This is a genomic window from Bacillus sp. cl96 (assembly GCF_900100505.1).
Taxonomy (GTDB): Bacteria; Bacillota; Bacilli; order Bacillales; family Bacillaceae_G; genus Bacillus_A; species Bacillus_A cereus.
In genome coordinates this window covers 484,977-504,405 of sequence record NZ_FNDM01000002.1, presented here as the reverse complement: position 1 = coordinate 504,405, position 19,429 = coordinate 484,977, and the positions used below count along the sequence as shown (strand labels likewise).

The window sequence follows — 19,429 nt, the reverse complement described above, 5'->3', positions numbered from 1 at the left end:
ATACATAACTCTCCTACTTGTTTATTTGTATACTTCTCTTTTTTCTAATTTTATCTGAATTTGTAAAAGCATATAAATAGCAATGAAAAGAATTATTTGTTGTACATACATTCCGATAACGCTTGATACATCTATCATTCCAAATGCATATTCTAATGCAATTGGAACTAGTAAATATGACAAAGTAAACCAACCACCAAATTTAATATTTATAACAGCCGCTAAAAGAACTACTCCACCAACAAGGATGAAACTGTCTGTACTAGTAAACTTAATAAATGTTGTACCATAAAACTTATTTAATAATGCAATACTAAAAATTGATAAGAACCATACCGCACCACTTATATATATAATTAAAAATTCAATTCTTTTACGCTTAAATGATGCTGTTCTCATCCCCCATATTAATACAATAATTCCTGCAAAAATCATAATCGGATAGCCAATTAACTCAATTAAAGAATAAGACAAACGATGGTCGGTTTCACTAAAGAATACGCTCTTCATCATCGTAAAAGCCAATAAATTTACAATAAAGTAAAGCAATAATTTATAATTACCTTTTCTATCTATACCCATCTCTTTTGCAAGTTGATTAGCATACTCTTTTGGCGAATCACCAAATATATCACTTACCGTTTTTCCTTCTTTCTCACCTTCAATTAAATGAAGTTCTGCATCTTCTAAAAAAGCGTCAACATCTTCTTCTTTAATTCCTTTCGTTATTAAATACACTTTCGTATCAATTAAAAACTTTTCTCCTTCTTTAGAAATCATCATGATAATCCCTCCCTTATTAAACCGTCTCTCTTCTATTCGTCTTCATCATAATTTCAAGGAAAATTAAAATAAACAGACTTCCGTATAAACATATAATTTGAAATAACATTGGAACAAGGTCTTCCGTTGTAAATGTTTTAAACACTAACATAATTGAAAGTGGAATGATTAAATATAAGTTTTTAAACCATCCTTCAAAATATATATTTATAGCTACTGTGATGATAAAAATCCCACCAGCCACTATATAACTTTGCACTTCGGTGAATGTGAGCATTTTTGTCGGATATATCACGTCTAATATCGTAACAGCTCCTAATAAAAACATTGGAGCGATCATAACTAAAGACCACATAGAAAACCATGTTTTTGTAAAACTTGTTACGAAGGCCATTTTGCGAAGTAGAAAATTAGGACCTATAACAACTAAAATCAATGAAAAACTATAACCGATACACTGAATAAGTGAAATCTGTAACATTCCATGATTCACTATTAAGATAAAAGCAATAATCCAAAACGATACGATATTCATTACTGTAAAACCAATTTGCTTCCACGTTTCCTGTCTATCTCTTTCCATTACTTTGACAAGTTCATTTGCATATTCTTTCGGTGAGCTTCCGAAAATATCTTCTACACTTTTCCCATCACTCTCACCCTCAATTAAATGGAGTTCCGCATCTTCTATAAAATTTTCAATATCGCTTTCTTTCACACTCTTTGCCGTCAAAAATAATCTCATATCTAACAAAAACTTTCGCGCTTCACTTGATAGCATTATTTTCTCCTTCCCTTCCCTTCAAGTAGACGTTCTACACTACTTTGCATCGTTTCCCAGCGATCCATAAATTCATCAAGTGCTTCCTCGCCTTTTTCTGTTAATGTATAATATTTTCTCTTTGGACCAGATGGAGATTCCTTCATTACGCTTGTTATTAGTCCTTCTTTTTGCATTCGTATTAATAACGGATAAATACTTCCCTCACTCGCCATTGTAAAACCATACTTCGCTAGCTTTTCACTCATTTCATAACCGTATATTTCGCCTTCAGAAATAATAGCAAGTAAGCATCCTTCTAAAATCCCTTTCAGCATTTGACTTGTCGACATAATTCAAATCCTCCTACTATCTTGCTTTACAAGATAGATAAGCGTAAGTATCTTGCTTTACAAAATAGTATAGCAAAGACTATTTTGCAAAACAAGATAGCTAACGATATTTTTTCCAAATGTTTGCAGGAATTTCATTATAGCTTCTCTAAATAGAGCACTATGAAAACTTTATTATGAAGGGATGTTTTTCATCATGGTTACAAATCGAGTTGTCTTTTTAACAGGTGCTGCAAGTGGCATTGGTTATGAAATGGGAAAGGCTTTTGCAAAAGAAGGTGCAAAAGTTGTGATTACCGATCGGCTTGAAGAACGTGCAAAAGAAGCTGCTGAACAATTACAAAATGAAGGTTTTCAAGCTATCGGTTTAAAATGTGACGTTACATCTGAAGAGGAAATTACAGCAGCAATTTCTCAAACAGTTGATCATTTCGGTTCATTACATATATTAATTAACAACGCAGGAATGCAACACGTTTCACCCATTGAAGACTTTCCAACTGAAAAGTTCGAGCTACTAATTCAAATTATGCAAATTGCTCCGTTTATTGCAATTAAGCATGCCTTTCCGATTATGAAACAACAAAAATATGGTCGTATTATTAATGTCGCTTCTATTAACGGCCTTGTCGGGTTTGCTGGAAAAGCTGCCTACAATAGTGCAAAACATGGCGTAATTGGATTAACAAAAGTTGCCGCTTTAGAAGGTGCTACGCATGGTATTACTGTTAATGCCCTTTGCCCTGGTTATGTTGATACCCCCCTTGTACGTAATCAACTACAAGACTTAGCTACTACACGAAATGTACCACTTGAAAATGTTTTAGAAGATGTTATTTATCCACTCGTTCCACAAAAGCGCTTATTACAAGTACAAGAAATTGCAGATTATGCGATGTTTTTAGCGAGTGAAAAAGCTAAAGGTATAACTGGTCAAGCTGTCGTTATCGATGGTGGTTATACCGCTCAATAAAAATAAAGTTTGCTCAAGAAGAGCAAACTTTATTTTTTATCCCGAGGATCTTCGTACTTTATTAATTGCCGCGGGAGCTTCTCAATTGCAACAATTACCCCCTCTAATTTACTTTCAATACGGTGGAGTAAATATAATGTTACAACAATCGGAAACCCTACATTACCTATCATCTTGATCCACTCTTCCACCCTCTTCCCCTCCTTTCATTATATAAGTAAGAGAAAACACTGCATTTAGGCATAAAAAAACAAGCTATTATGTATTAGCTTGTTTTTCAAATAATGATGCAATTTCTCGTTTATAGTCCCCGCGTATAATACCTTTCTCAGTAATAATTCCTGTAATTAATTCATTCGGTGTTATGTCAAATGCTGGATTATAAACATCCGTTCCAATTGGTGCTACTTGTTTTCCAAAGATTTTCGTAACTTCTGTTTCATCTCTTTCTTCAATAATAATTTCGGCTCCAGTTTCTTTCGTAACATCAAATGTTGACAGTGGCGCAGCAACGTAAAATGGGATATTAAAGTACTTTGCTAAAATAGCTAAATTCATTGTCCCTATTTTATTGGCTGTATCTCCATTTGCGACAATTCGATCCGCCCCCACAATAATTGCGTTTATTTCTTTCGTTTGAATAGCATGAGCTGCAGTATTATCTGTTATAAGGGTCACATCAATATTTGCTTGCTTCAATTCCCACGTCGTTAAGCGACCACCTTGTAAAACTGGTCTCGTTTCACACGCATATGCATGTAAACGCACACCTTTCTCTTTTCCAATATAAAAGGGAGCTAATGCAGTTCCATATCTGGCAGTTGCGATACTTCCAGCGTTACAGATTGTTAAAATATTATCGCCATCTTTAAAACATGTTAACGCATATTCCCCAATATTTCGACACACCTCTTCATCTTCCTGTTGAATGCGAAGCGCTTCTTCTTCTAATATTTTTTGCGCTTCTTTTATTGTAGTAATCTCTCGAATAGATTCTCTCATACGATCAATTGCCCAAAATAAATTTACTGCCGTTGGGCGTGATGTCCCTAAATAGTTACAGTCTCTATTAAACTTCTTTTGAAATTCTTCGATATGTAAAGTATTATATTTTTTCGCTGCAAGCGCCAAGCCAAATGCAGCTACAATTCCAATTGCAGGCGCTCCGCGTACTTCTAACATTATGATACTTTTCCAAACCTCTTCAATAGTCGTTAATGTTTTGTATTCTGTGCTATGTGGCAATTTCGTTTGATTTAATACCGCAATTGCATCCCCTTTCCAACTTACAGATCTCGGAACCGTAACGATTGTACTCATGCTTTTACACCCCTTGAAACTGTCTGTTGAAATAATGTTCGAAACAGTTGAATATCAGCACTTTTAGATTCATATTTTATTAGTTCTTTTCCTAAGGATAGCGCTTGTTTCTTAGCTTGAATTCTTGTTTCTTTATTTTCTATTTCATCTAAATCTGCTACATGAGCTAAACCAATTGTTCTACGAATTAGTTCACATCCGGCAAATCCAACAGCATCAGTAAAGATATTTTGCAAAATAATTGGTAACCATTGTTTTTCTTTCGTATATGCTTCTACACCTTCTCCAATCCATAACTTTGTAAAAGTCTCTACAAAATAACTCCACGTCTTTTCTATATGGAAAAATAGTACACTTCTCTTTTCTTCTTCTCTAGATAACGCATTTAATAATAGATTTGCAATAAATTGACCTATGTCAAACCCAAATGGGCCATATGTCGCAAATTCTGGATCAATCACTTTCGTTTCAGAAGGTGACGAAAAAATACTACCAGTATGTAAATCACCATGAATAAGAGTTTCTTTTCTTGTTAAGAACTTATATTTATATTGTGCTACTTTTAGTTTTAAAGTTTTATCACTCCAAAGTTCATCAACCACGAGCTGTAAATCTGGCTCATAATCATTTGTATCATAATGCCCAAACGGATCTGTAAACACTAAATCCTCTGTAATTTTACATAGGTCCGGATTTACAAAGGTACCTTCTAGTATCCTCTTCTCTTCTGACTGTAAACCAAAATCTGAAGTGTAAAATAAAACATGTGCTAGAAAACGACCAATATGCTGGGATAAAAGCGGATATTCTTCTCCGTCTATTAATCCTTTTCTTGTAATTGTTAGTCTTGATAAGTCTTCTATTACCGTTATCGCTAACTCTTCGTCATGACTGTACACTACTGGAACATAATCCGGTACATACTGCGCAAAAATTTGTAATGCCTTGCTTTCAATCGTTGCTCTTTTTATAGACAATGGCCAGCTTTCACCAACTACTTTCGCATAAGGCAGTGCTTGTTTTATTATAATGGATTTCTCTCCATCATCTAATTTGAACACGTAATTTAAGTTTCCATCTCCAATTTCATGACAAATGACATTTGCCTTCTCTTCAAAATAGCCATAATCTTTCGCATATTGTACAGCTGTTATTTCTGTTAATGAATAATATCCCATCTTCTTCTCCCCCTTTTTAAATTCAGAGGTTTTTCTAACATAGAAAAACCTCTTTCCACTAAGAAAGAGGTTTGAAGTTTATCTTCTCCCCTCTTATCTGCCAGAAAGTTTTACTTTCTGCTGGAATTAGCACCGTGCCTTTTGGCGTAATAAACGCCCCATTTCACAATGGTATTACGGTCGGTTGCTGGGCTTCATCGGGCCAAATCCCTCCACCTGCTCTTGATAAGAGTTGTATAATTTTTTGAATTTTTAACTTTATGTTGAAGACTATACCAAGAATAAAAATCACTTGTCAACATTTTATTTGTATAATTCTGGACGGCGATCCGCAAAAACTGGAATTCCTTTACGTACTTCTTTAATTTTCTCGAATTCAAGCTCTCCAAATAAAATTGATTCCTCTTCATTCGCCTCTACTACAACTTCACCCCAAGGATCCACAATTAAAGAATGACCTGCAAACACATTATTCGGATCCTTCCCTGCTCTATTACACGCAACAACATAACACTGATTTTCAACTGCTCTTGCTTGCAATAGCAAACGCCAATGTGCTAAACGAACTAATGGCCATTCAGCTACAACAAATAATACTTTTGCCCCTTTAGCAGTATGAACACGCATCCACTCTGGAAAACGAATATCATAACAAATTGTTCCAGCGCATTCAACATCATCTAGCTTAAATTCGCCCGTACCATTACCAGCTATTAAATATTTATGTTCATCCATAAGCTGAAATAAATGTACTTTACTATATTCGTTGACTAACTGTCCTTCATTATTTACAACATACATCGTATTTGTAACGCCTTGCTCTGTTTGCTTTGCTATGGACCCACCAACAATATGTACATCATATCGCTTCGCCCATTCTATTAACTTTTCTTTCGTTTCCACTCCATCCCTATCTGCAATTTCAGAAAGTCTCGTTAAATCATATCCTGTTGTCCATAGTTCTGGTAAGACGATAACATCTGGCCTTTCCTTCATAGCTTCACTTATTTTATTTTTAGCATTCTCAATATTTTTTTCTACATCTCCAAAAACAATATCCATTTGAATACATGCGACTTTCATTTTTTCAGCCCCATTCTTATTTTTCTCTTTACAAAATACTGGAAAGATTATATCATTTGTCACTAGAATTGTAACAACTTTCAAAAGAGGTGGAAAGTATGAAATTATTTCAACCTTCTGAGATAGTAACATCATTGCCAACACAATTTTTCGCTTCACTTGTTGCAAAAGTTAACAAAGTCGTTGCAGCTGGTCACGATGTTATTAATCTAGGTCAAGGTAATCCAGATCAACCAACACCGCAGCATATCGTAAAAGCTTTACAAGATGCTGCCGAAAAGACCATTCATCATAAATATCCGCCATTTCGCGGACATGAAAGCTTAAAGGAAGCCGTGGCTACATTCTATAAACGTGAATATGGCGTCGAATTAAACCCAAAAACTGAAGTTGCTATTTTGTTTGGTGGGAAGGCTGGACTAGTAGAATTACCGATTTGTTTTACAAATCCTGGTGATACGATTCTCGTTCCGGATCCAGGTTATCCAGATTATTTATCAGGGGTTGCTTTAGCAAAAGCACACTTTGAAAGAATGCCACTTATTGCAGAAAATAACTTTTTACCAGATTATACGAACATTGATGCCTCTATTGCAGAGCGTGCAAAATTAATGTTTTTAAACTATCCAAATAATCCTACCGGTGCTACTGCATCAAAAGATTTTTTTGATGAAACCATTTACTTTGCTAATAAACATAATATATTAGTTGTTCACGATTTTGCTTATGGCGCTATCGGATTTGATGGTCAAAAACCTGTTAGTTTCTTGCAAGCAGATGGTGCGAAAGATATAGGAATTGAAATTTACACATTATCAAAAACTTTCAATATGGCTGGCTGGCGCATCGCTTTTGCTGTAGGGAATGAAAGTGTGATTGAAACAATTAACCTATTACAAGATCATATGTATGTTAGTATATTCGGTGCAGTTCAAGATGCCGCTCGAGAAGCGCTATTAAGTTCACAGTCTTGTGTAATAGACCTTGTAAATAGTTACGAATCTCGAAGAAACGCTCTTATTTCAGCCTGTCACTCAATTGGTTGGAATGTAGACATTCCAACAGGATCGTTCTTTGCATGGCTTCCCGTTCCAAAAGGATACACCTCTGAGCAATTTTCTGATATTTTACTAGAAAAAGCACATGTCGCAGTTGCTCCTGGTGTCGGATTTGGTGAGCATGGCGAAGGGTATGTCCGTGTTGGTCTCTTGCATACAGAAGATAGATTACGAGAAGCCATTAATCGAATTGATAAATTAAATTTTTTCAAAAAGTAATTGACAACACGAAAAATATCTGACAAAATTCAGTTATCTTAAAAATTTAAACATTTCTAAATACTTCTTATCAAGAGCAGGTGGAGGGACGAGCCCGACGAAACCCGGCAACCGATCTACAATTGTAGACACGGTGCTAATTCTCGCAGCATTACGCTGACAGATAAGGAGCTGGTTGTAAAAAAACCTCTCCTTAGCTGAGAGGTTTTTTTATTTAACTAGGAGGTTATAACAATGAGCGGAATTATAGCGACGTATTTAATCCATGATGATTCACATAACTTAGAAAAAAAAGCTGAGCAAATTGCACTCGGTTTAACAATTGGCTCTTGGACTCATTTGCCACACTTATTGCAAGAACAATTAAAGCAGCATAAAGGCAACGTCATTCATGTTGAGGAATTAGCTGAACATGAACCTACCAATTCGTATTTACGTAAAAAAGTAAAACGCGGAATTATTAAAATCGAATATCCGCTATTAAACTTCAGTCCAGATTTACCAGCGATTTTAACGACTACATTTGGAAAGCTATCACTTGATGGCGAAGTAAAATTAATTGACTTAACTTTTTCAGACGAGTTAAAAAAACATTTTCCTGGTCCAAAATTCGGGATAGATGGTATTCGAAATCTTTTACAAGTGCATGATCGTCCCCTTTTAATGAGTATTTTTAAAGGAATGATTGGACGAAACATTGGGTATTTAAAAACGCAATTACGCGATCAAGCAATTGGTGGTGTAGATATAGTAAAAGATGATGAAATATTATTTGAAAATGCATTAACACCACTTACGAAACGCATTGTATCTGGAAAAGAAGTTTTACAATCCGTATATGAAACATACGGACATAAAACGTTATATGCCGTAAATTTAACAGGACGAACTTTTGATTTAAAAGAAAATGCTAAACGTGCAGTGCAAGCTGGAGCTGATATTCTATTATTTAACGTATTTGCTTACGGACTAGATGTACTACAATCACTTGCAGAAGATGATGAAATCCCAGTTCCTATTATGGCACATCCTGCTGTAAGTGGTGCTTATTCAGCATCCAAGTTATATGGAGTTTCATCTCCATTATTACTTGGAAAGCTACTACGTTATGCTGGGGCTGACTTTTCATTATTCCCATCTCCATACGGAAGTGTTGCGCTAGAAAAAGAGGAGGCTCTTGCTATCTCAAAATATTTAACTGAAGACGATGCATCTTTCAAGAAGAGCTTTTCTGTTCCGTCTGCTGGTATTCATCCTGGTTTCGTTCCCTTTATTGTACGAGATTTCGGTAAAGATGTTGTTATTAATGCTGGCGGCGGGATACACGGACATCCAAATGGAGCGCAAGGCGGCGGTAAAGCTTTCCGTACTGCAATTGATGCTACTTTGCAAAATAAACCACTCCATGAAGTAGACGACATAAATTTGCATAGTGCACTACAAATATGGGGAAATCCCTCTTATGAGGTGAAATTATGAGTATTCAAGTATTTTGTGATTTCGATGGCACGATTACAAATAATGATAACATTATGTCCATTATGGAAAAATTCGCACCACCAGAAGCCGAAGAAGTAAAGAATAAAATTTTATCACAAGAACTATCCATTCAAGAAGGTGTTTCTCAATTATTTCAATTAATACCTACTAATCTGCACGATGATATTATTCAATTTTTAATAGAAACTGCTGAAATCCGTAGTGGTTTTCATGAGTTTATACAATTCGTAAAGGAAAATAACATTTCTTTTTACGTGATATCAGGTGGAATGGATTTCTTCGTCTATCCACTCTTACAAGGAATCATTCCAAAAGAGCAAATTTATTGTAATGAAACAGACTTTTCAGCAGAGTTTATTACAGTTAAATGGCCTCATTCTTGTGATGATCATTGTCAAAATCATTGCGGATTATGTAAATCATCATTAATCCGTAAATTAAGTGATACAGATGACTTTCATATTGTAATTGGAGATTCTATTACTGATTTACAAGCCGCGAAACAAGCTGATAAAGTATTCGCTCGCGATTTTCTTATTACAAAGTGTGAAGAAAATCATATTGCTTATACACCGTTTGAAACATTTCAAGATGTGCAAGCTGAATTAAAACTTTTGTTGGAGGTGAAGGCATGAAACAACTTTTTCGTCAATGGTATGACTTAAGCGAGATAAAAAAAGAGTTAACAACACGAAATTGGTTCCCAGCAACAAGTGGTAATATTTCTATAAAGGTTAGTCATGAACCACTTACTTTTCTTATTACGGCAAGCGGTAAAGATAAAACAAAAACCACTCCAGATGATTTTCTATTAGTAGATCATGTAGGAGTTCCCGTTTTAGAGACTGAATTACGCCCTTCAGCAGAAACAATATTGCATACACACATTTATAACAATACGAATGCCGGTTGCGTACTTCATGTTCATACAACCGATAATAATGTCATCACAAATTTATATAGTGATGCAGTCACCCTTCAAAATCAAGAAATTATTAAAGCTCTCGATATTTGGGAAGAAGGTGCAACCATTCACATTCCTATTATCGAAAACCATGCCCATATCCCAACACTTGGAGAAAACTTCCGAAAGCATATACAAGGAGATTCGGGTGCAGTATTAATCCGTAACCACGGTATTACCGTATGGGGCCGAGATAGCTTTGATGCAAAGAAGAGATTAGAAGCTTATGAGTTTTTATTCCAATTTCATATAAAACTATTATCAATTCAAGGAGGCGTTTCTAATGGCGCAAATTCGTATTCATGAAGTAAATACTCGTATTGAAAATGAAGTGGAAGTATCTAAATTTCTACAAGAGGAAGGCGTTTTATATGAGAAATGGAATATTTCTAAACTTCCTACTCATTTAAATGAAAATTATTCGTTAACAGATGAAAACAAAGCTGAAATATTAGCTATTTTTTCAAAAGAAATCGCTGATGTTTCAGCACGTCGAGGTTATAAAGCACATGATGTAATCTCACTTTCAAGTAGCACACCTAACCTTGACGAATTATTAATTAATTTCCAAAAGGAACACCATCATACAGATGACGAAGTTCGCTTTATCGTCAGTGGTCACGGCATTTTCGCTATTGAAGGTAAAGATGGGAAATTCTTTGATGTTGAACTTGAGCCAGGCGATTTAATATCTGTTCCTGAAAATGCAAGACATTATTTTACCTTGCAAGATGATCGCCAAGTTGTAGCTATTCGTATTTTTGTGACAACTGAAGGCTGGGTTCCAATCTATTAAGGTAGTTAGTTGAATAAAAGGACTTGGACCCCCTTTTCCAAACTTTTATTCACTCTACATATATACATCCTCCTATGGAACAGGCTTATTTCATTTTGAAATAAGTCTGATTTTTTATTTACTTGAAAGTACCATTTCATCACAAATTTACACCTTAATTTTTCAAGTGCATTTTTCGAACATTTATTGAATTTTTTCTGAAAATTCTGTTTTATATGTGATATACTACAATTAACTTAGAAGGAAAATAATATCGCAAACAGAGGGGGATAATCATGAGCTTACTTATCGCACTTATACTTGGAGTTACATGTGGAGCATTTCCTGTTATTTTAGGAGCTATTATGGAAGAGTTAGAAATTGGTGTTTTAGGATTTGTCGCATCTTGTGTAAGCGCTTTATTATTTGGTTTATTCGGCGCTATTCCTGTTTCAATTCTGTGTGCTTTTTATATAATACGCCATGCTCGTACAAAACAATTTGGTCCTAACCACATCGCACAAATTATCCCGTTCCCGGTTGAACGATGCCGCCGCGCTTCTAACTTATAATTATAAAAATTAAACATGACTAAATAAATAAAAGTCCTCAAATGAGGACTTTTATTTTTTTTCTTCTAGAAATTGAAACAATTCTTGTAGATGTAGGGCATCTTCACCATAGCTAACAGATACATGAAATATACCATCAATCTCAGCTTGCATATAAAGATCCACTCCATCACGATCATATTTCAATGCCAAATAAAACTCCATTTCTTCTAACATCTTTTTTGAGGTTCGAATTACATAATGTCCCTTCTCATCTCTTCCATATTCAAATTCTGGTTCAAAATCATATTTTTGTTTAAAAGCTTCTTTTTGTTTTTCATTAATTTGCATACAAGTAGCTCGCTGTACAGTATCAATCATCTCATCAAACTTTTGAAGGTCCACCTCGTTTACCCCCTTATATATTTTTTATATAGTACTTGTGTTCCACTATTTTCTTCGCCATCCTTAATTAACTCTTCATACAATTCTTTCGCCAAACTTAAGCCTGGGGCTGGTAATTGTAATTTTTCTGCTTCCTCTAAAGCAATTTTCATATCTTTCATAAAATGCTTTACATAAAATCCTGGCTCAAAGTCTCCTTTTAACATTCGAGGAGCTAAATTACTTAATGACCAGCTACCTGCTGCCCCTGTTGAAATACTCTCTAACACTTTATCTGGATTCAGTCCAGCCTTCTTCGCGTAAGCGACAGCCTCACATACTCCAATCATATTGGAAGCAATCGCAATTTGATTGCACATTTTTGTATGTTGTCCACTCCCAGCTGGTCCTTGTAATTGAATGTTTGTTCCTAACTTTTCAAGTAAAGGTAAGCATCTATCATATATTTCTTTCTCCCCACCTACCATAATTGCGAGTTTTGCTTCTTTCGCACCAACATCTCCTCCTGAGACAGGTGCATCTAACGTATATATATTTTTGCTTTTTGCAACTTCATTAATCCGTTTTGCTAAAGTAGGTGTAGATGTCGTAAAGTCAATTGCTATCGTACCTTCTTTTGCATGTTCTATAATTCCTTCTATACCAAAATACACTTCTTCTACATCATGTGGATATCCAACCATTGTCATTACAATATCAACTTGCTTCACTAACTCTTTTGGCGTATTACACCAATTTGCACCATCTTGCACTAAAGAATCTGTTTTTGCTTTCGTTCTATTATATACATATACTTTATGACCATCTTGCATTAAGTGATAAACCATACTTTTTCCCATTACGCCAATACCAATGAAACCTATTGATAAAGTTTTATGTTCCATTTTCTCATCCCCTTTGTTCTAATAAATCATTTACCATCTTTCGGAACTCTTTATTAAAGTCATCATCCATACTATTTTTCACATTTGAAAATAAAATAACAAAAGTTCCTTTTTCTTTATTAAAATTATTGAAAGTGTTCCAACCAGATAATACACCATGATTATGAAAATAATCTGGATATATATAAAAACTAAATGCATATTTCCGTTCTGCTGAAGGTGAAAACATTGCTTGTATACTTTGTTCAGAAAGAAGTTTTCCATTTATAATTGCTTCGTCTAATTTCTTCATATCTCCAACTGTCGTATACATCTCACCACAACCATATAGCCAATCCATGCCTAACTTCTGCGCTGGTACAAGCTCTTGATCTTTTTTCACATAACCCTTTGTAAAATTTTTATCTCCAGGTACCATATTTCCCATACCGGATTCATGCATATCTGCTTTTACAAATATGTTTTCTTTTATGTAATCTCCTAAAGGTTTTTTCGATATATGTTCTATTATATAAGCAAGCACCATATAATTATAATCTGTATATCTCCAACCTGTTCCTGCAGGAAATTCTAAATTTTGACGTCCAATCCAATTAATTAATTGTAAGCGGGAAGCCGCATTAATATTGCCTTTTGCGTGTTCAGGTAAACCAGAGGTATGCGTTAATAAATGATATAGCGTAATATTTTTATTCTCCGGAAATGAAGGAATATATTTATTTACATTATCTTGAATATTCAATTTCCCTTGTTCTTGCAGCTGTAAAATAGATGTGGCAACGACTGTTTTCGTAATAGAACCGATACGATATTTTGTTTGAGGCGTATTTTCTATTTTATTTTGAACATCAGCATACCCATATCCTTTATTCAATATAACATGCTCTTTATCTGTTACCAAAACTGTTCCATTGAATTGCTTTCCGACTAAATATTGATCTAATTTTTGAGATATGCTAGCATAATCAATTTGTTGCTCTTCTTTTTCTTCTATATTCCCTTGTACTTCCGATTCAATAGTAGGATTCACTTTAGTTGTTAATACAGTGTTTTCCTTTATATTGGGGCTAACAAGAAAATAGTATACTCCGCCGCCAACTATAGCAGACAGTGAAGCCACCACCATTACTTTTTTTATCATATTGATCCTCCATAATTCCTTCGCTAAAAATTGTCCCCCTATTCTATTATCAAACAATAAAAAAAAATCGCAACAATTTGTTGCGAAAAATCACATTTTTTCTTTTCTATACACACATACTTGATTCTTTCCATTTTTTTTCGCTTCATATAATGCAATATCCGCTCGTTGCATTAATTCTTCTCTTGTAGTTCCTTGTTCATATAACGCAACCCCAAAGCTAGCTGTTAACTTCGAAATTCCAGTGAATTGCTTTGTTTCAATGAAGAATCGTAATGATTCCGCAACTTGAAATGCTTCCTTTTCTACTGTATTTGTCACTAATATAATGAATTCTTCCCCTCCCCATCTTGCAAATACATGTTGCTGCTCCACTTTAGATTTCATAAGCTCTGCAAGTTGTATTAATGCCAAATCGCCAAAATCATGACCATATGTGTCATTAACTGTTTTAAAATTATCTATATCAAATAAAATAATTGCTATTTTCTCATCATTACGTATTACCTTTTCCCATTCTACCTCTAGTATTTGTTGAAACTTTAAACGATTATAAATCTCTGTCAATGAATCTATCATAGCAAGTCTTTCTTGTTCTTGATAGATTTCATCTAATTCTGTAATTTCCGTGCACTTTACAATAAATCTTGATAAATCTTCTGGCAATGGTGTCGCACGTAATAGAAAAGTAGATACTGCCCCTTCATAATTTGACATCTTAATTCTTCTACCGCTTGATAAAGTATCGTCTAACCATGTTATATCATGCGTCGTCGAGTAGTATCCATTTTCTCTAATAAAATGTTCAGCAAATACTAAATGTTGCTCGCGATAGGCAAACAAATTTTCATATCCGAAAAACGTTAAAAAATTTGTATTACAATCAACAATTTCATCATCTTCTACTATAAATAATAAATCATTTTGAAAATCAAACATCGTTTGAAGCAGTTCCTGTTGTAAACTAACTTGCCTTACTAAAGAAAGTTGATACAAACTCTTATTCACTTCTTCTAACACTGCTTGCGGAGTTACAGGGGCTATTACAATATTACGTATTCCTAATGCAAGTACATCTGTAAATTCCTTTGTTATTTGTTGATCCCAAATGACAATGAATGTACTTTGCGAGGTATACATATTCTTTATATATTTTATTTGAGAATAATCTGTTACATACATAATTATAATGTGCGGTTTCGTTCTTTGAAATAATAGTTCGCCCTCTTCAAAACTATTTGCTATAAACATACATTTTGGATGGATATTTTCTATCGTTTGTTGATGTTTACATCCATTTTCTATATAAAGGACATTTAACTGCAGATCTTGTAACACATTTTGGAAAACCGTATTCTCTAATAAAAAATGTAGTATGTTCATCACTAGTCTTCACTCACTTCATATATCTTGTTCTACTGAATTCCTCACAAACATTTCTAAAAGACTGTTCTCCAATAAACTTTAATTTGTGAGAAATACATATTAACAAGCTAATTGAGAATGTTATCTTCCCTTTTCACTCTATAAATTCCTTTTTTAGTGTATGATTATAGGAATTATATCGTTTGTATGAATGCCCTAGCTTATTTCTTAAAACTTGACAATTAAAATAAAGATATTATATTCTTAAATTCGATAACTTACAAAATGTAAGTAATATACATTGCGTTTTCCCGATAATTTTATATACAATTTGGAGGATATATTATGACAAACGACAACTTTTTTAACGTTCTATATGAACGCACATCTACACGTGCATTCAACCCAAATAAAGAAATCTCATCTACAGAATTACATGAGATTTTAAAAGCAGCAGCACAAGCACCTTCCGCTTGGAACTTACAACACTGGAAATTCCTTGTTTTTCAAGGTGAAGATGTACAAAAACGATTACACCCAATAGCTTATAACCAACAACAAATTCTTGATGCTTCTGCAGTAGTCGCTATTTTAGGTGATTTAGAAGCTTATAAAAATGTTGAGCCAGTATATGGTCCAATTGTAGAACAAGGATTTATGAAAGAAGAAGCAAAAGAACGCTTAGCTAAAAATATTGAATCTGCATATGCTCGTGAACAATTCCCAAGAGATGCTGCCTTTTCAAATGCATCTTTAGCAGCAATGCAACTTATGCTTGCAGCTAAAGCAACTGGTTGGGATACTTGTGCTATTGGTGGCTTCAATCCACAAGCACTGACAGACGAATTTAACGTTTCATCTCGTTACGTTCCAATTATGCTTATTACAATTGGGGAATCAACTTTAAAAGGCCACCCTGCACCTCGCATGAGCGTAGAGCAAGTAAGCGAGTGGGCAAAATAATAAAAAACGAAGGCAACTACATTGCCTTCGTTTTTTTATTCCCTGTCATACTTTTGTAATATTACTACAAATCATTCGACATTTATACTTATGGAAAAGTATATTCTATTCCCTTCTCATAAATAAACGTGACGTTTCATGTCGAATTTTGTTAAGACGTTGAAATATACCCGTGTATTTTTGTTACAATTGTGATACAATGATAACAAATAGATAACAAGAGAGGGATTTTCATTGAGTTCATACGGAAGCTTTATCGCACTTTTATGTTACATAGTAACTGTACTGCTTCTATATTTTATTGGTGATGCCGCAAACATCTCCATTTTACAATTTCCAAAAGAAGAAGCATTCCAATTAGAATCAGAAAAACATACTGCACGATCCATTGTACCACTACTCCTAGCTCTTCCTGTATATATCATCGTTTTATATAAAAGTAAAAAAGTGTAAAGGCTACCCATTTCATTTATTTCGGTGGTTTTTACATTTTTTTGTTATATTCCCCCTATTTTAAACATCATTCCATACTAAACACCCAGCTAGTCATTTAAAATGAGAAAATCCCCTAGAAAAAATTCCACTCTCTGTCCAGTCACTAACTACCGAACTTACATAGATTATAAGTGTGAAGGGGGTGATGAGGATTATGTTTGGATCATTTGGATGCTGTGATAACTTTAGAGAATGTCATCATCATGAAAGAGAGCGCGACCATCGCGAGAAAGAGAGAGAGAGAGAGGTTAGACCACAACAACCAGCTGTATGTAACGTACTTGCTAGCATTTCAGTTGGAACAGAACTTTCTCTTTTAAGCATTAGAGGTAATGGTACTTTCAACAATGTAATTTTTGAAGGTTTCGCTAACGGTGTTGCTCTTTTCTCTGCTTTAGCTCGTAATGACAAAGACAACAAAGATAACAATAAAGACGATAAGAACAATCAAAATCGAAATACTTTTACTGGTATTTTACGTGTATGCCCAACTGATATCGTTGCAATCGCTATCTAATTCTGTCTCTTATCCTCGATAGTAAGCAAATAAGATTTACTTTTCTCATAGAAAAAACCTGAGACCGATTTCAAATCGACTCAGGTTTTTTTATTAATTATATGCTTTTAACTAGTTCAACAACTTCTTCAGCAGTTGACATCATTAATGCTTTTTCTGCTAATGTTTCCATTTCTGCTTTTGACAACTTGCTTAGCTGTGTTCTTGCAGGAAGAATAGATGTTGCACTCATACTGAACTCATCTAAACCTAATCCTAATAATAATGGGATAGCAAGTGAATCGCCCGCCATCTCACCACACATACCAGCCCATTTGCCTTCTTTATGAGCAGCATCGATAACCATTTTTACAAGACGTAAAATAGATGGGTTATATGGTTGGTATAAGTATGATACTTGTTCGTTCATACGGTCTGCAGCCATTGTGTATTGGATTAAATCATTTGTTCCGATAGAGAAGAAGTCAACTTCTTTCGCGAATTGATCTGCTAATACTGCTGAAGCTGGGATTTCAACCATCATACCAACTTCAATAGAATCAGAAACAGTTGTACCCGCTTCTACAAGTTTCGCTTTCTCTTCTAATAAAATCGCTTTCGCTTGACGGAACTCATCAAGAGTTGCAATCATTGGGAACATAATTTTTAAGTTACCGTATACGCTAGCACGAAGTAATGCACGAAGTTGTGTACGGAACACATCTTGCTCATCAAGACATAAGCGAATTGCACGGTATCCTAAGAATGGGTTCATTTCTTTTGGTAAATGTAAGTATGGAAGCTCTTTATCTCCACCGATGTCAAGTGTACGAACAACGACTGGTTGCCCTTCTTTTACACCTTCAAGAACTGCTTTATACGCTTCGAACTGCTCTTCTTCTGTTGGAAGATTGTCACGGCCCATGTATAAGAATTCTGTACGGTATAAGCCAACGCCTTCTCCGCCATTATCGATAATACCTTGTACATCATTTGGTGTTCCGATATTTGCAACAAGCTCAACGTGATGTCCGTCACTTGTTACAGTAGCTTGGTCTTTTAATTTAGCCCATTCAGCTTTTTGCTCTTCAAATTTCGCTTTCTTTTCTTCAAACGAACGAAGAGTTTCTTCTGATGGGTTTACAATTACTTCTCCATCTAAACCGTCAATGATAACGATATCGCCGTTTTGGATTTTCTCCATAACAACTTTCGTACCAACAACAGCTGGAATTTCCATAGAACGAGCCATAATTGCAGAGTGAGATGTACGTCCACCGATATCAGTAGTGAAACCTTTTGCATACTTACGGTTTAACTGAGCTGTATCAGATGGTGTTAAATCTTCAGCAATGATGATTACCTCTTCAGAAATTGTACCAGGATTTGAGAAGTTAATTCCTAGTAAATGTGCAAGAACGCGTTTTGTTACGTCACGAATGTCCGCAGCACGTTCTTTCATATATTCGTTATCCATGTTTTCAAACATAGAAATAAACATTGATGCAACTTCATCCATTGCAAATTCAGCATTTACTTTTTCGCTATTTACTTTATCTTTTACTGGGTTTACTAGTTCTGGATCATTTAACACTAATAAATGTGCTTCAAAGATCGCAGCTTTGTCAGCACCTAGCTCAGCAAATGCGTGGTCCTTAATAGCTTCTAATTCAGTTTTTGCTTTCTCAAGCGCAGCGTCTAAGCGTGCAATTTCTGCAGCTTCGTTTGTAATTGATTTTTTTTCGATGTTAAATTCAGGATTTTCAAGTCTGAAAGCCTTTGCAATAGCAATCCCACTTGATGCAGCGATCCCTTGAATGTTAAGAGTCATTATTCTCCTAATCCTTCGTTTTTCATAGTTTCTTCGATAGCTGCTAGTGCTTGAGCTGCATCATCACCATTTGCAGTGATTTTAATTTCTGCGTTTTGTTGAATGCCTAAAGACATAACGCCCATGATTGATTTTAAGTTAACGTTCTTTCCGTTATACTCTAAGTTAATGTCAGAACCGAATTTGCTTGCAGTGTTTACAAGTAGAGTTGCTGGACGAGCATGAATTCCTGAGTCGCTAGTTACTTTAAAGATTTTTTCCATGATAATTTATCTCCTTTAAATTACAGTATTTTTTAGTTGTATAGACGTGAGTACTACATCATCTATTGT

The 19,429-nt window shown here is 34.7% G+C and carries 23 protein-coding genes and 2 riboswitches; of the genes, 10 read left to right on the top strand and 13 right to left on the bottom strand.

The window, feature by feature from the left end:
• Window positions 1-21: 21 nt before the first annotated feature.
• From BLT20_RS07165 to BLT20_RS07155, 3 genes are read right to left on the bottom strand one after another with little or no spacing between them, the layout of a single operon-like run.
• Window positions 22-780, bottom strand: coding sequence for a DUF1129 domain-containing protein (locus tag BLT20_RS07165; protein WP_002183912.1), 759 nt, complete (start codon window positions 778-780; stop codon window positions 22-24).
• Between the two features lie 19 nt (window positions 781-799).
• Window positions 800-1,564: a DUF1129 domain-containing protein gene (locus BLT20_RS07160; RefSeq protein WP_000952883.1), complete on the bottom strand. Its 765-nt coding sequence runs from the start codon at window positions 1,562-1,564 to the stop codon at window positions 800-802.
• Window positions 1,564-1,896, bottom strand: a complete 333-nt coding sequence (locus BLT20_RS07155; protein WP_000107982.1) for a PadR family transcriptional regulator — start codon at window positions 1,894-1,896, stop codon at window positions 1,564-1,566. The genes BLT20_RS07160 and BLT20_RS07155 overlap by 1 nt, the downstream gene beginning before the upstream one ends.
• A gap of 196 nt (window positions 1,897-2,092) precedes the next feature.
• Between BLT20_RS07155 and BLT20_RS07150 the strand changes: the two genes are divergently transcribed.
• A complete protein-coding gene (locus tag BLT20_RS07150) occupies window positions 2,093-2,869 on the top strand; it encodes a 3-hydroxybutyrate dehydrogenase (protein WP_000258428.1) in 777 nt (258 codons plus the stop codon).
• A 29-nt stretch (window positions 2,870-2,898) separates the two neighbouring features.
• Here the strand turns inward: BLT20_RS07150 and BLT20_RS07145 are convergent, their stop codons facing one another.
• The 4 genes from BLT20_RS07145 to BLT20_RS07130 all read right to left on the bottom strand — a co-directional run bounded on the left by BLT20_RS07145 (window position 2,899) and on the right by BLT20_RS07130 (window position 6,534).
• Complete coding sequence (locus tag BLT20_RS07145) at window positions 2,899-3,060, bottom strand: YvrJ family protein (RefSeq protein ID WP_000393335.1); 162 nt, start codon at window positions 3,058-3,060, stop codon at window positions 2,899-2,901.
• A 67-nt stretch (window positions 3,061-3,127) separates the two neighbouring features.
• Window positions 3,128-4,189 carry an S-methyl-5-thioribose-1-phosphate isomerase gene (mtnA, locus tag BLT20_RS07140; RefSeq protein WP_000104604.1) on the bottom strand — a complete coding sequence of 354 codons (1,062 nt, stop codon included), beginning with the start codon at window positions 4,187-4,189 and terminating at the stop codon, window positions 3,128-3,130.
• The gene (gene mtnK, locus BLT20_RS07135) at window positions 4,186-5,367 is read right to left on the bottom strand and encodes an S-methyl-5-thioribose kinase (protein ID WP_000542687.1); all 1,182 of its coding nucleotides are present in this window, start codon (window positions 5,365-5,367) and stop codon (window positions 4,186-4,188) included. Before mtnK ends, mtnA begins: the two co-directional genes overlap by 4 nt.
• Before the next feature lie 90 nt (window positions 5,368-5,457).
• A riboswitch (SAM riboswitch) is annotated at window positions 5,458-5,599 on the bottom strand.
• 71 nt (window positions 5,600-5,670) lie between these two features.
• Complete coding sequence (locus BLT20_RS07130) at window positions 5,671-6,534, bottom strand: carbon-nitrogen family hydrolase (RefSeq protein WP_002204714.1); 864 nt, start codon at window positions 6,532-6,534, stop codon at window positions 5,671-5,673.
• Between the two features lie 14 nt (window positions 6,535-6,548).
• Here BLT20_RS07130 and BLT20_RS07125 point away from each other — a divergent pair, with 14 nt between their 5' ends.
• The 6 genes from BLT20_RS07125 to BLT20_RS07100 all read left to right on the top strand — a co-directional run bounded on the left by BLT20_RS07125 (window position 6,549) and on the right by BLT20_RS07100 (window position 11,538).
• A complete protein-coding gene (locus tag BLT20_RS07125) occupies window positions 6,549-7,727 on the top strand; it encodes a pyridoxal phosphate-dependent aminotransferase (protein WP_000765511.1) in 1,179 nt (392 codons plus the stop codon).
• 64 nt (window positions 7,728-7,791) lie between these two features.
• Window positions 7,792-7,897: riboswitch (SAM riboswitch) on the top strand.
• Window positions 7,898-7,961: 64 nt separating this feature from the next.
• Window positions 7,962-9,206: a 2,3-diketo-5-methylthiopentyl-1-phosphate enolase gene (gene mtnW / locus BLT20_RS07120; RefSeq protein WP_000014191.1), complete on the top strand. Its 1,245-nt coding sequence runs from the start codon at window positions 7,962-7,964 to the stop codon at window positions 9,204-9,206.
• Entirely contained in the window at window positions 9,203-9,862 is a 660-nt protein-coding gene (locus tag BLT20_RS07115; RefSeq protein ID WP_000027461.1) for a 2-hydroxy-3-keto-5-methylthiopentenyl-1-phosphate phosphatase, read from the top strand. Before mtnW ends, BLT20_RS07115 begins: the two co-directional genes overlap by 4 nt.
• Window positions 9,859-10,497, top strand: coding sequence for a methylthioribulose 1-phosphate dehydratase (locus BLT20_RS07110; protein ID WP_000811341.1), 639 nt, complete (start codon window positions 9,859-9,861; stop codon window positions 10,495-10,497). The genes BLT20_RS07115 and BLT20_RS07110 overlap by 4 nt, the downstream gene beginning before the upstream one ends.
• Complete coding sequence (locus BLT20_RS07105) at window positions 10,475-10,987, top strand: 1,2-dihydroxy-3-keto-5-methylthiopentene dioxygenase (protein WP_000057314.1); 513 nt, start codon at window positions 10,475-10,477, stop codon at window positions 10,985-10,987. Before BLT20_RS07110 ends, BLT20_RS07105 begins: the two co-directional genes overlap by 23 nt.
• 275 nt (window positions 10,988-11,262) lie before the next feature.
• On the top strand, window positions 11,263-11,538 hold the full coding sequence (locus BLT20_RS07100) for a hypothetical protein (RefSeq protein ID WP_000054659.1): 276 nt from the start codon (window positions 11,263-11,265) through the stop codon (window positions 11,536-11,538).
• A gap of 51 nt (window positions 11,539-11,589) precedes the next feature.
• Here the strand turns inward: BLT20_RS07100 and BLT20_RS07095 are convergent, their stop codons facing one another.
• The 4 genes from BLT20_RS07095 to BLT20_RS07080 all read right to left on the bottom strand — a co-directional run bounded on the left by BLT20_RS07095 (window position 11,590) and on the right by BLT20_RS07080 (window position 15,330).
• Window positions 11,590-11,922 carry a DUF3909 family protein gene (locus BLT20_RS07095; RefSeq protein WP_000365618.1) on the bottom strand — a complete coding sequence of 111 codons (333 nt, stop codon included), beginning with the start codon at window positions 11,920-11,922 and terminating at the stop codon, window positions 11,590-11,592.
• 5 nt (window positions 11,923-11,927) lie between these two features.
• The gene (locus BLT20_RS07090) at window positions 11,928-12,806 is read right to left on the bottom strand and encodes an NAD(P)-dependent oxidoreductase (RefSeq protein WP_000400430.1); all 879 of its coding nucleotides are present in this window, start codon (window positions 12,804-12,806) and stop codon (window positions 11,928-11,930) included.
• Window positions 12,807-12,810: 4 nt separating this feature from the next.
• Window positions 12,811-13,947 carry a serine hydrolase gene (locus tag BLT20_RS07085; protein WP_000592910.1) on the bottom strand — a complete coding sequence of 379 codons (1,137 nt, stop codon included), beginning with the start codon at window positions 13,945-13,947 and terminating at the stop codon, window positions 12,811-12,813.
• Between the two features lie 90 nt (window positions 13,948-14,037).
• Window positions 14,038-15,330, bottom strand: a complete 1,293-nt coding sequence (locus BLT20_RS07080; protein WP_001023185.1) for a GGDEF domain-containing protein — start codon at window positions 15,328-15,330, stop codon at window positions 14,038-14,040.
• A gap of 327 nt (window positions 15,331-15,657) precedes the next feature.
• Here BLT20_RS07080 and BLT20_RS07075 point away from each other — a divergent pair, with 327 nt between their 5' ends.
• The 3 genes from BLT20_RS07075 (at window position 15,658) to BLT20_RS07065 (ending at window position 17,287) form a co-directional block, all read left to right on the top strand.
• Complete coding sequence (locus BLT20_RS07075) at window positions 15,658-16,275, top strand: nitroreductase family protein (protein WP_000180387.1); 618 nt, start codon at window positions 15,658-15,660, stop codon at window positions 16,273-16,275.
• A gap of 234 nt (window positions 16,276-16,509) precedes the next feature.
• Window positions 16,510-16,728: a hypothetical protein gene (locus BLT20_RS07070; RefSeq protein WP_000100485.1), complete on the top strand. Its 219-nt coding sequence runs from the start codon at window positions 16,510-16,512 to the stop codon at window positions 16,726-16,728.
• 196 nt (window positions 16,729-16,924) lie between these two features.
• The gene (locus BLT20_RS07065; RefSeq protein WP_000468041.1) at window positions 16,925-17,287 is read left to right on the top strand and encodes a DUF3915 domain-containing protein; all 363 of its coding nucleotides are present in this window, start codon (window positions 16,925-16,927) and stop codon (window positions 17,285-17,287) included.
• Window positions 17,288-17,384: 97 nt separating this feature from the next.
• Here the strand turns inward: BLT20_RS07065 and ptsP are convergent, their stop codons facing one another.
• Both ptsP and ptsH read right to left on the bottom strand, forming a co-directional pair.
• Window positions 17,385-19,097, bottom strand: a complete 1,713-nt coding sequence (gene ptsP, locus BLT20_RS07060) for a phosphoenolpyruvate--protein phosphotransferase (RefSeq protein ID WP_000174207.1) — start codon at window positions 19,095-19,097, stop codon at window positions 17,385-17,387.
• Window positions 19,097-19,360: a phosphocarrier protein HPr gene (ptsH, locus tag BLT20_RS07055; RefSeq protein ID WP_000411080.1), complete on the bottom strand. Its 264-nt coding sequence runs from the start codon at window positions 19,358-19,360 to the stop codon at window positions 19,097-19,099. Before ptsH ends, ptsP begins: the two co-directional genes overlap by 1 nt.
• Window positions 19,361-19,429: the final 69 nt, after the last annotated feature.

Excerpts from the sequence above, each read along its gene's own strand:
- BLT20_RS07125 (WP_000765511.1), top strand. The coding sequence starts at position 6,549 with ATGAAATTATTTCAACCTTCTGAGATAGTAACATCATTGCCAACACAA.
- BLT20_RS07075 (WP_000180387.1), top strand. The coding sequence starts at position 15,658 with ATGACAAACGACAACTTTTTTAACGTTCTATATGAACGCACATCTACA.
- BLT20_RS07085 (WP_000592910.1), bottom strand. The coding sequence starts at position 13,947 with ATGATAAAAAAAGTAATGGTGGTGGCTTCACTGTCTGCTATAGTTGGC.
- mtnK (WP_000542687.1), bottom strand. The coding sequence starts at position 5,367 with ATGGGATATTATTCATTAACAGAAATAACAGCTGTACAATATGCGAAA.
- BLT20_RS07165 (WP_002183912.1), bottom strand. The coding sequence starts at position 780 with ATGATTTCTAAAGAAGGAGAAAAGTTTTTAATTGATACGAAAGTGTAT.
- mtnA (WP_000104604.1), bottom strand. The coding sequence starts at position 4,189 with ATGAGTACAATCGTTACGGTTCCGAGATCTGTAAGTTGGAAAGGGGAT.
- ptsP (WP_000174207.1), bottom strand. The coding sequence starts at position 19,097 with ATGACTCTTAACATTCAAGGGATCGCTGCATCAAGTGGGATTGCTATT.
- BLT20_RS07090 (WP_000400430.1), bottom strand. The coding sequence starts at position 12,806 with ATGGAACATAAAACTTTATCAATAGGTTTCATTGGTATTGGCGTAATG.
- ptsH (WP_000411080.1), bottom strand. The coding sequence starts at position 19,360 with ATGGAAAAAATCTTTAAAGTAACTAGCGACTCAGGAATTCATGCTCGT.
- BLT20_RS07150 (WP_000258428.1), top strand. The coding sequence starts at position 2,093 with ATGGTTACAAATCGAGTTGTCTTTTTAACAGGTGCTGCAAGTGGCATT.
- BLT20_RS07065 (WP_000468041.1), top strand. The coding sequence starts at position 16,925 with ATGTTTGGATCATTTGGATGCTGTGATAACTTTAGAGAATGTCATCAT.
- BLT20_RS07105 (WP_000057314.1), top strand. The coding sequence starts at position 10,475 with ATGGCGCAAATTCGTATTCATGAAGTAAATACTCGTATTGAAAATGAA.
- BLT20_RS07115 (WP_000027461.1), top strand. The coding sequence starts at position 9,203 with ATGAGTATTCAAGTATTTTGTGATTTCGATGGCACGATTACAAATAAT.
- BLT20_RS07080 (WP_001023185.1), bottom strand. The coding sequence starts at position 15,330 with ATGAACATACTACATTTTTTATTAGAGAATACGGTTTTCCAAAATGTG.
- BLT20_RS07160 (WP_000952883.1), bottom strand. The coding sequence starts at position 1,564 with ATGCTATCAAGTGAAGCGCGAAAGTTTTTGTTAGATATGAGATTATTT.
- BLT20_RS07155 (WP_000107982.1), bottom strand. The coding sequence starts at position 1,896 with ATGTCGACAAGTCAAATGCTGAAAGGGATTTTAGAAGGATGCTTACTT.
- BLT20_RS07100 (WP_000054659.1), top strand. The coding sequence starts at position 11,263 with ATGAGCTTACTTATCGCACTTATACTTGGAGTTACATGTGGAGCATTT.
- mtnW (WP_000014191.1), top strand. The coding sequence starts at position 7,962 with ATGAGCGGAATTATAGCGACGTATTTAATCCATGATGATTCACATAAC.
- BLT20_RS07110 (WP_000811341.1), top strand. The coding sequence starts at position 9,859 with ATGAAACAACTTTTTCGTCAATGGTATGACTTAAGCGAGATAAAAAAA.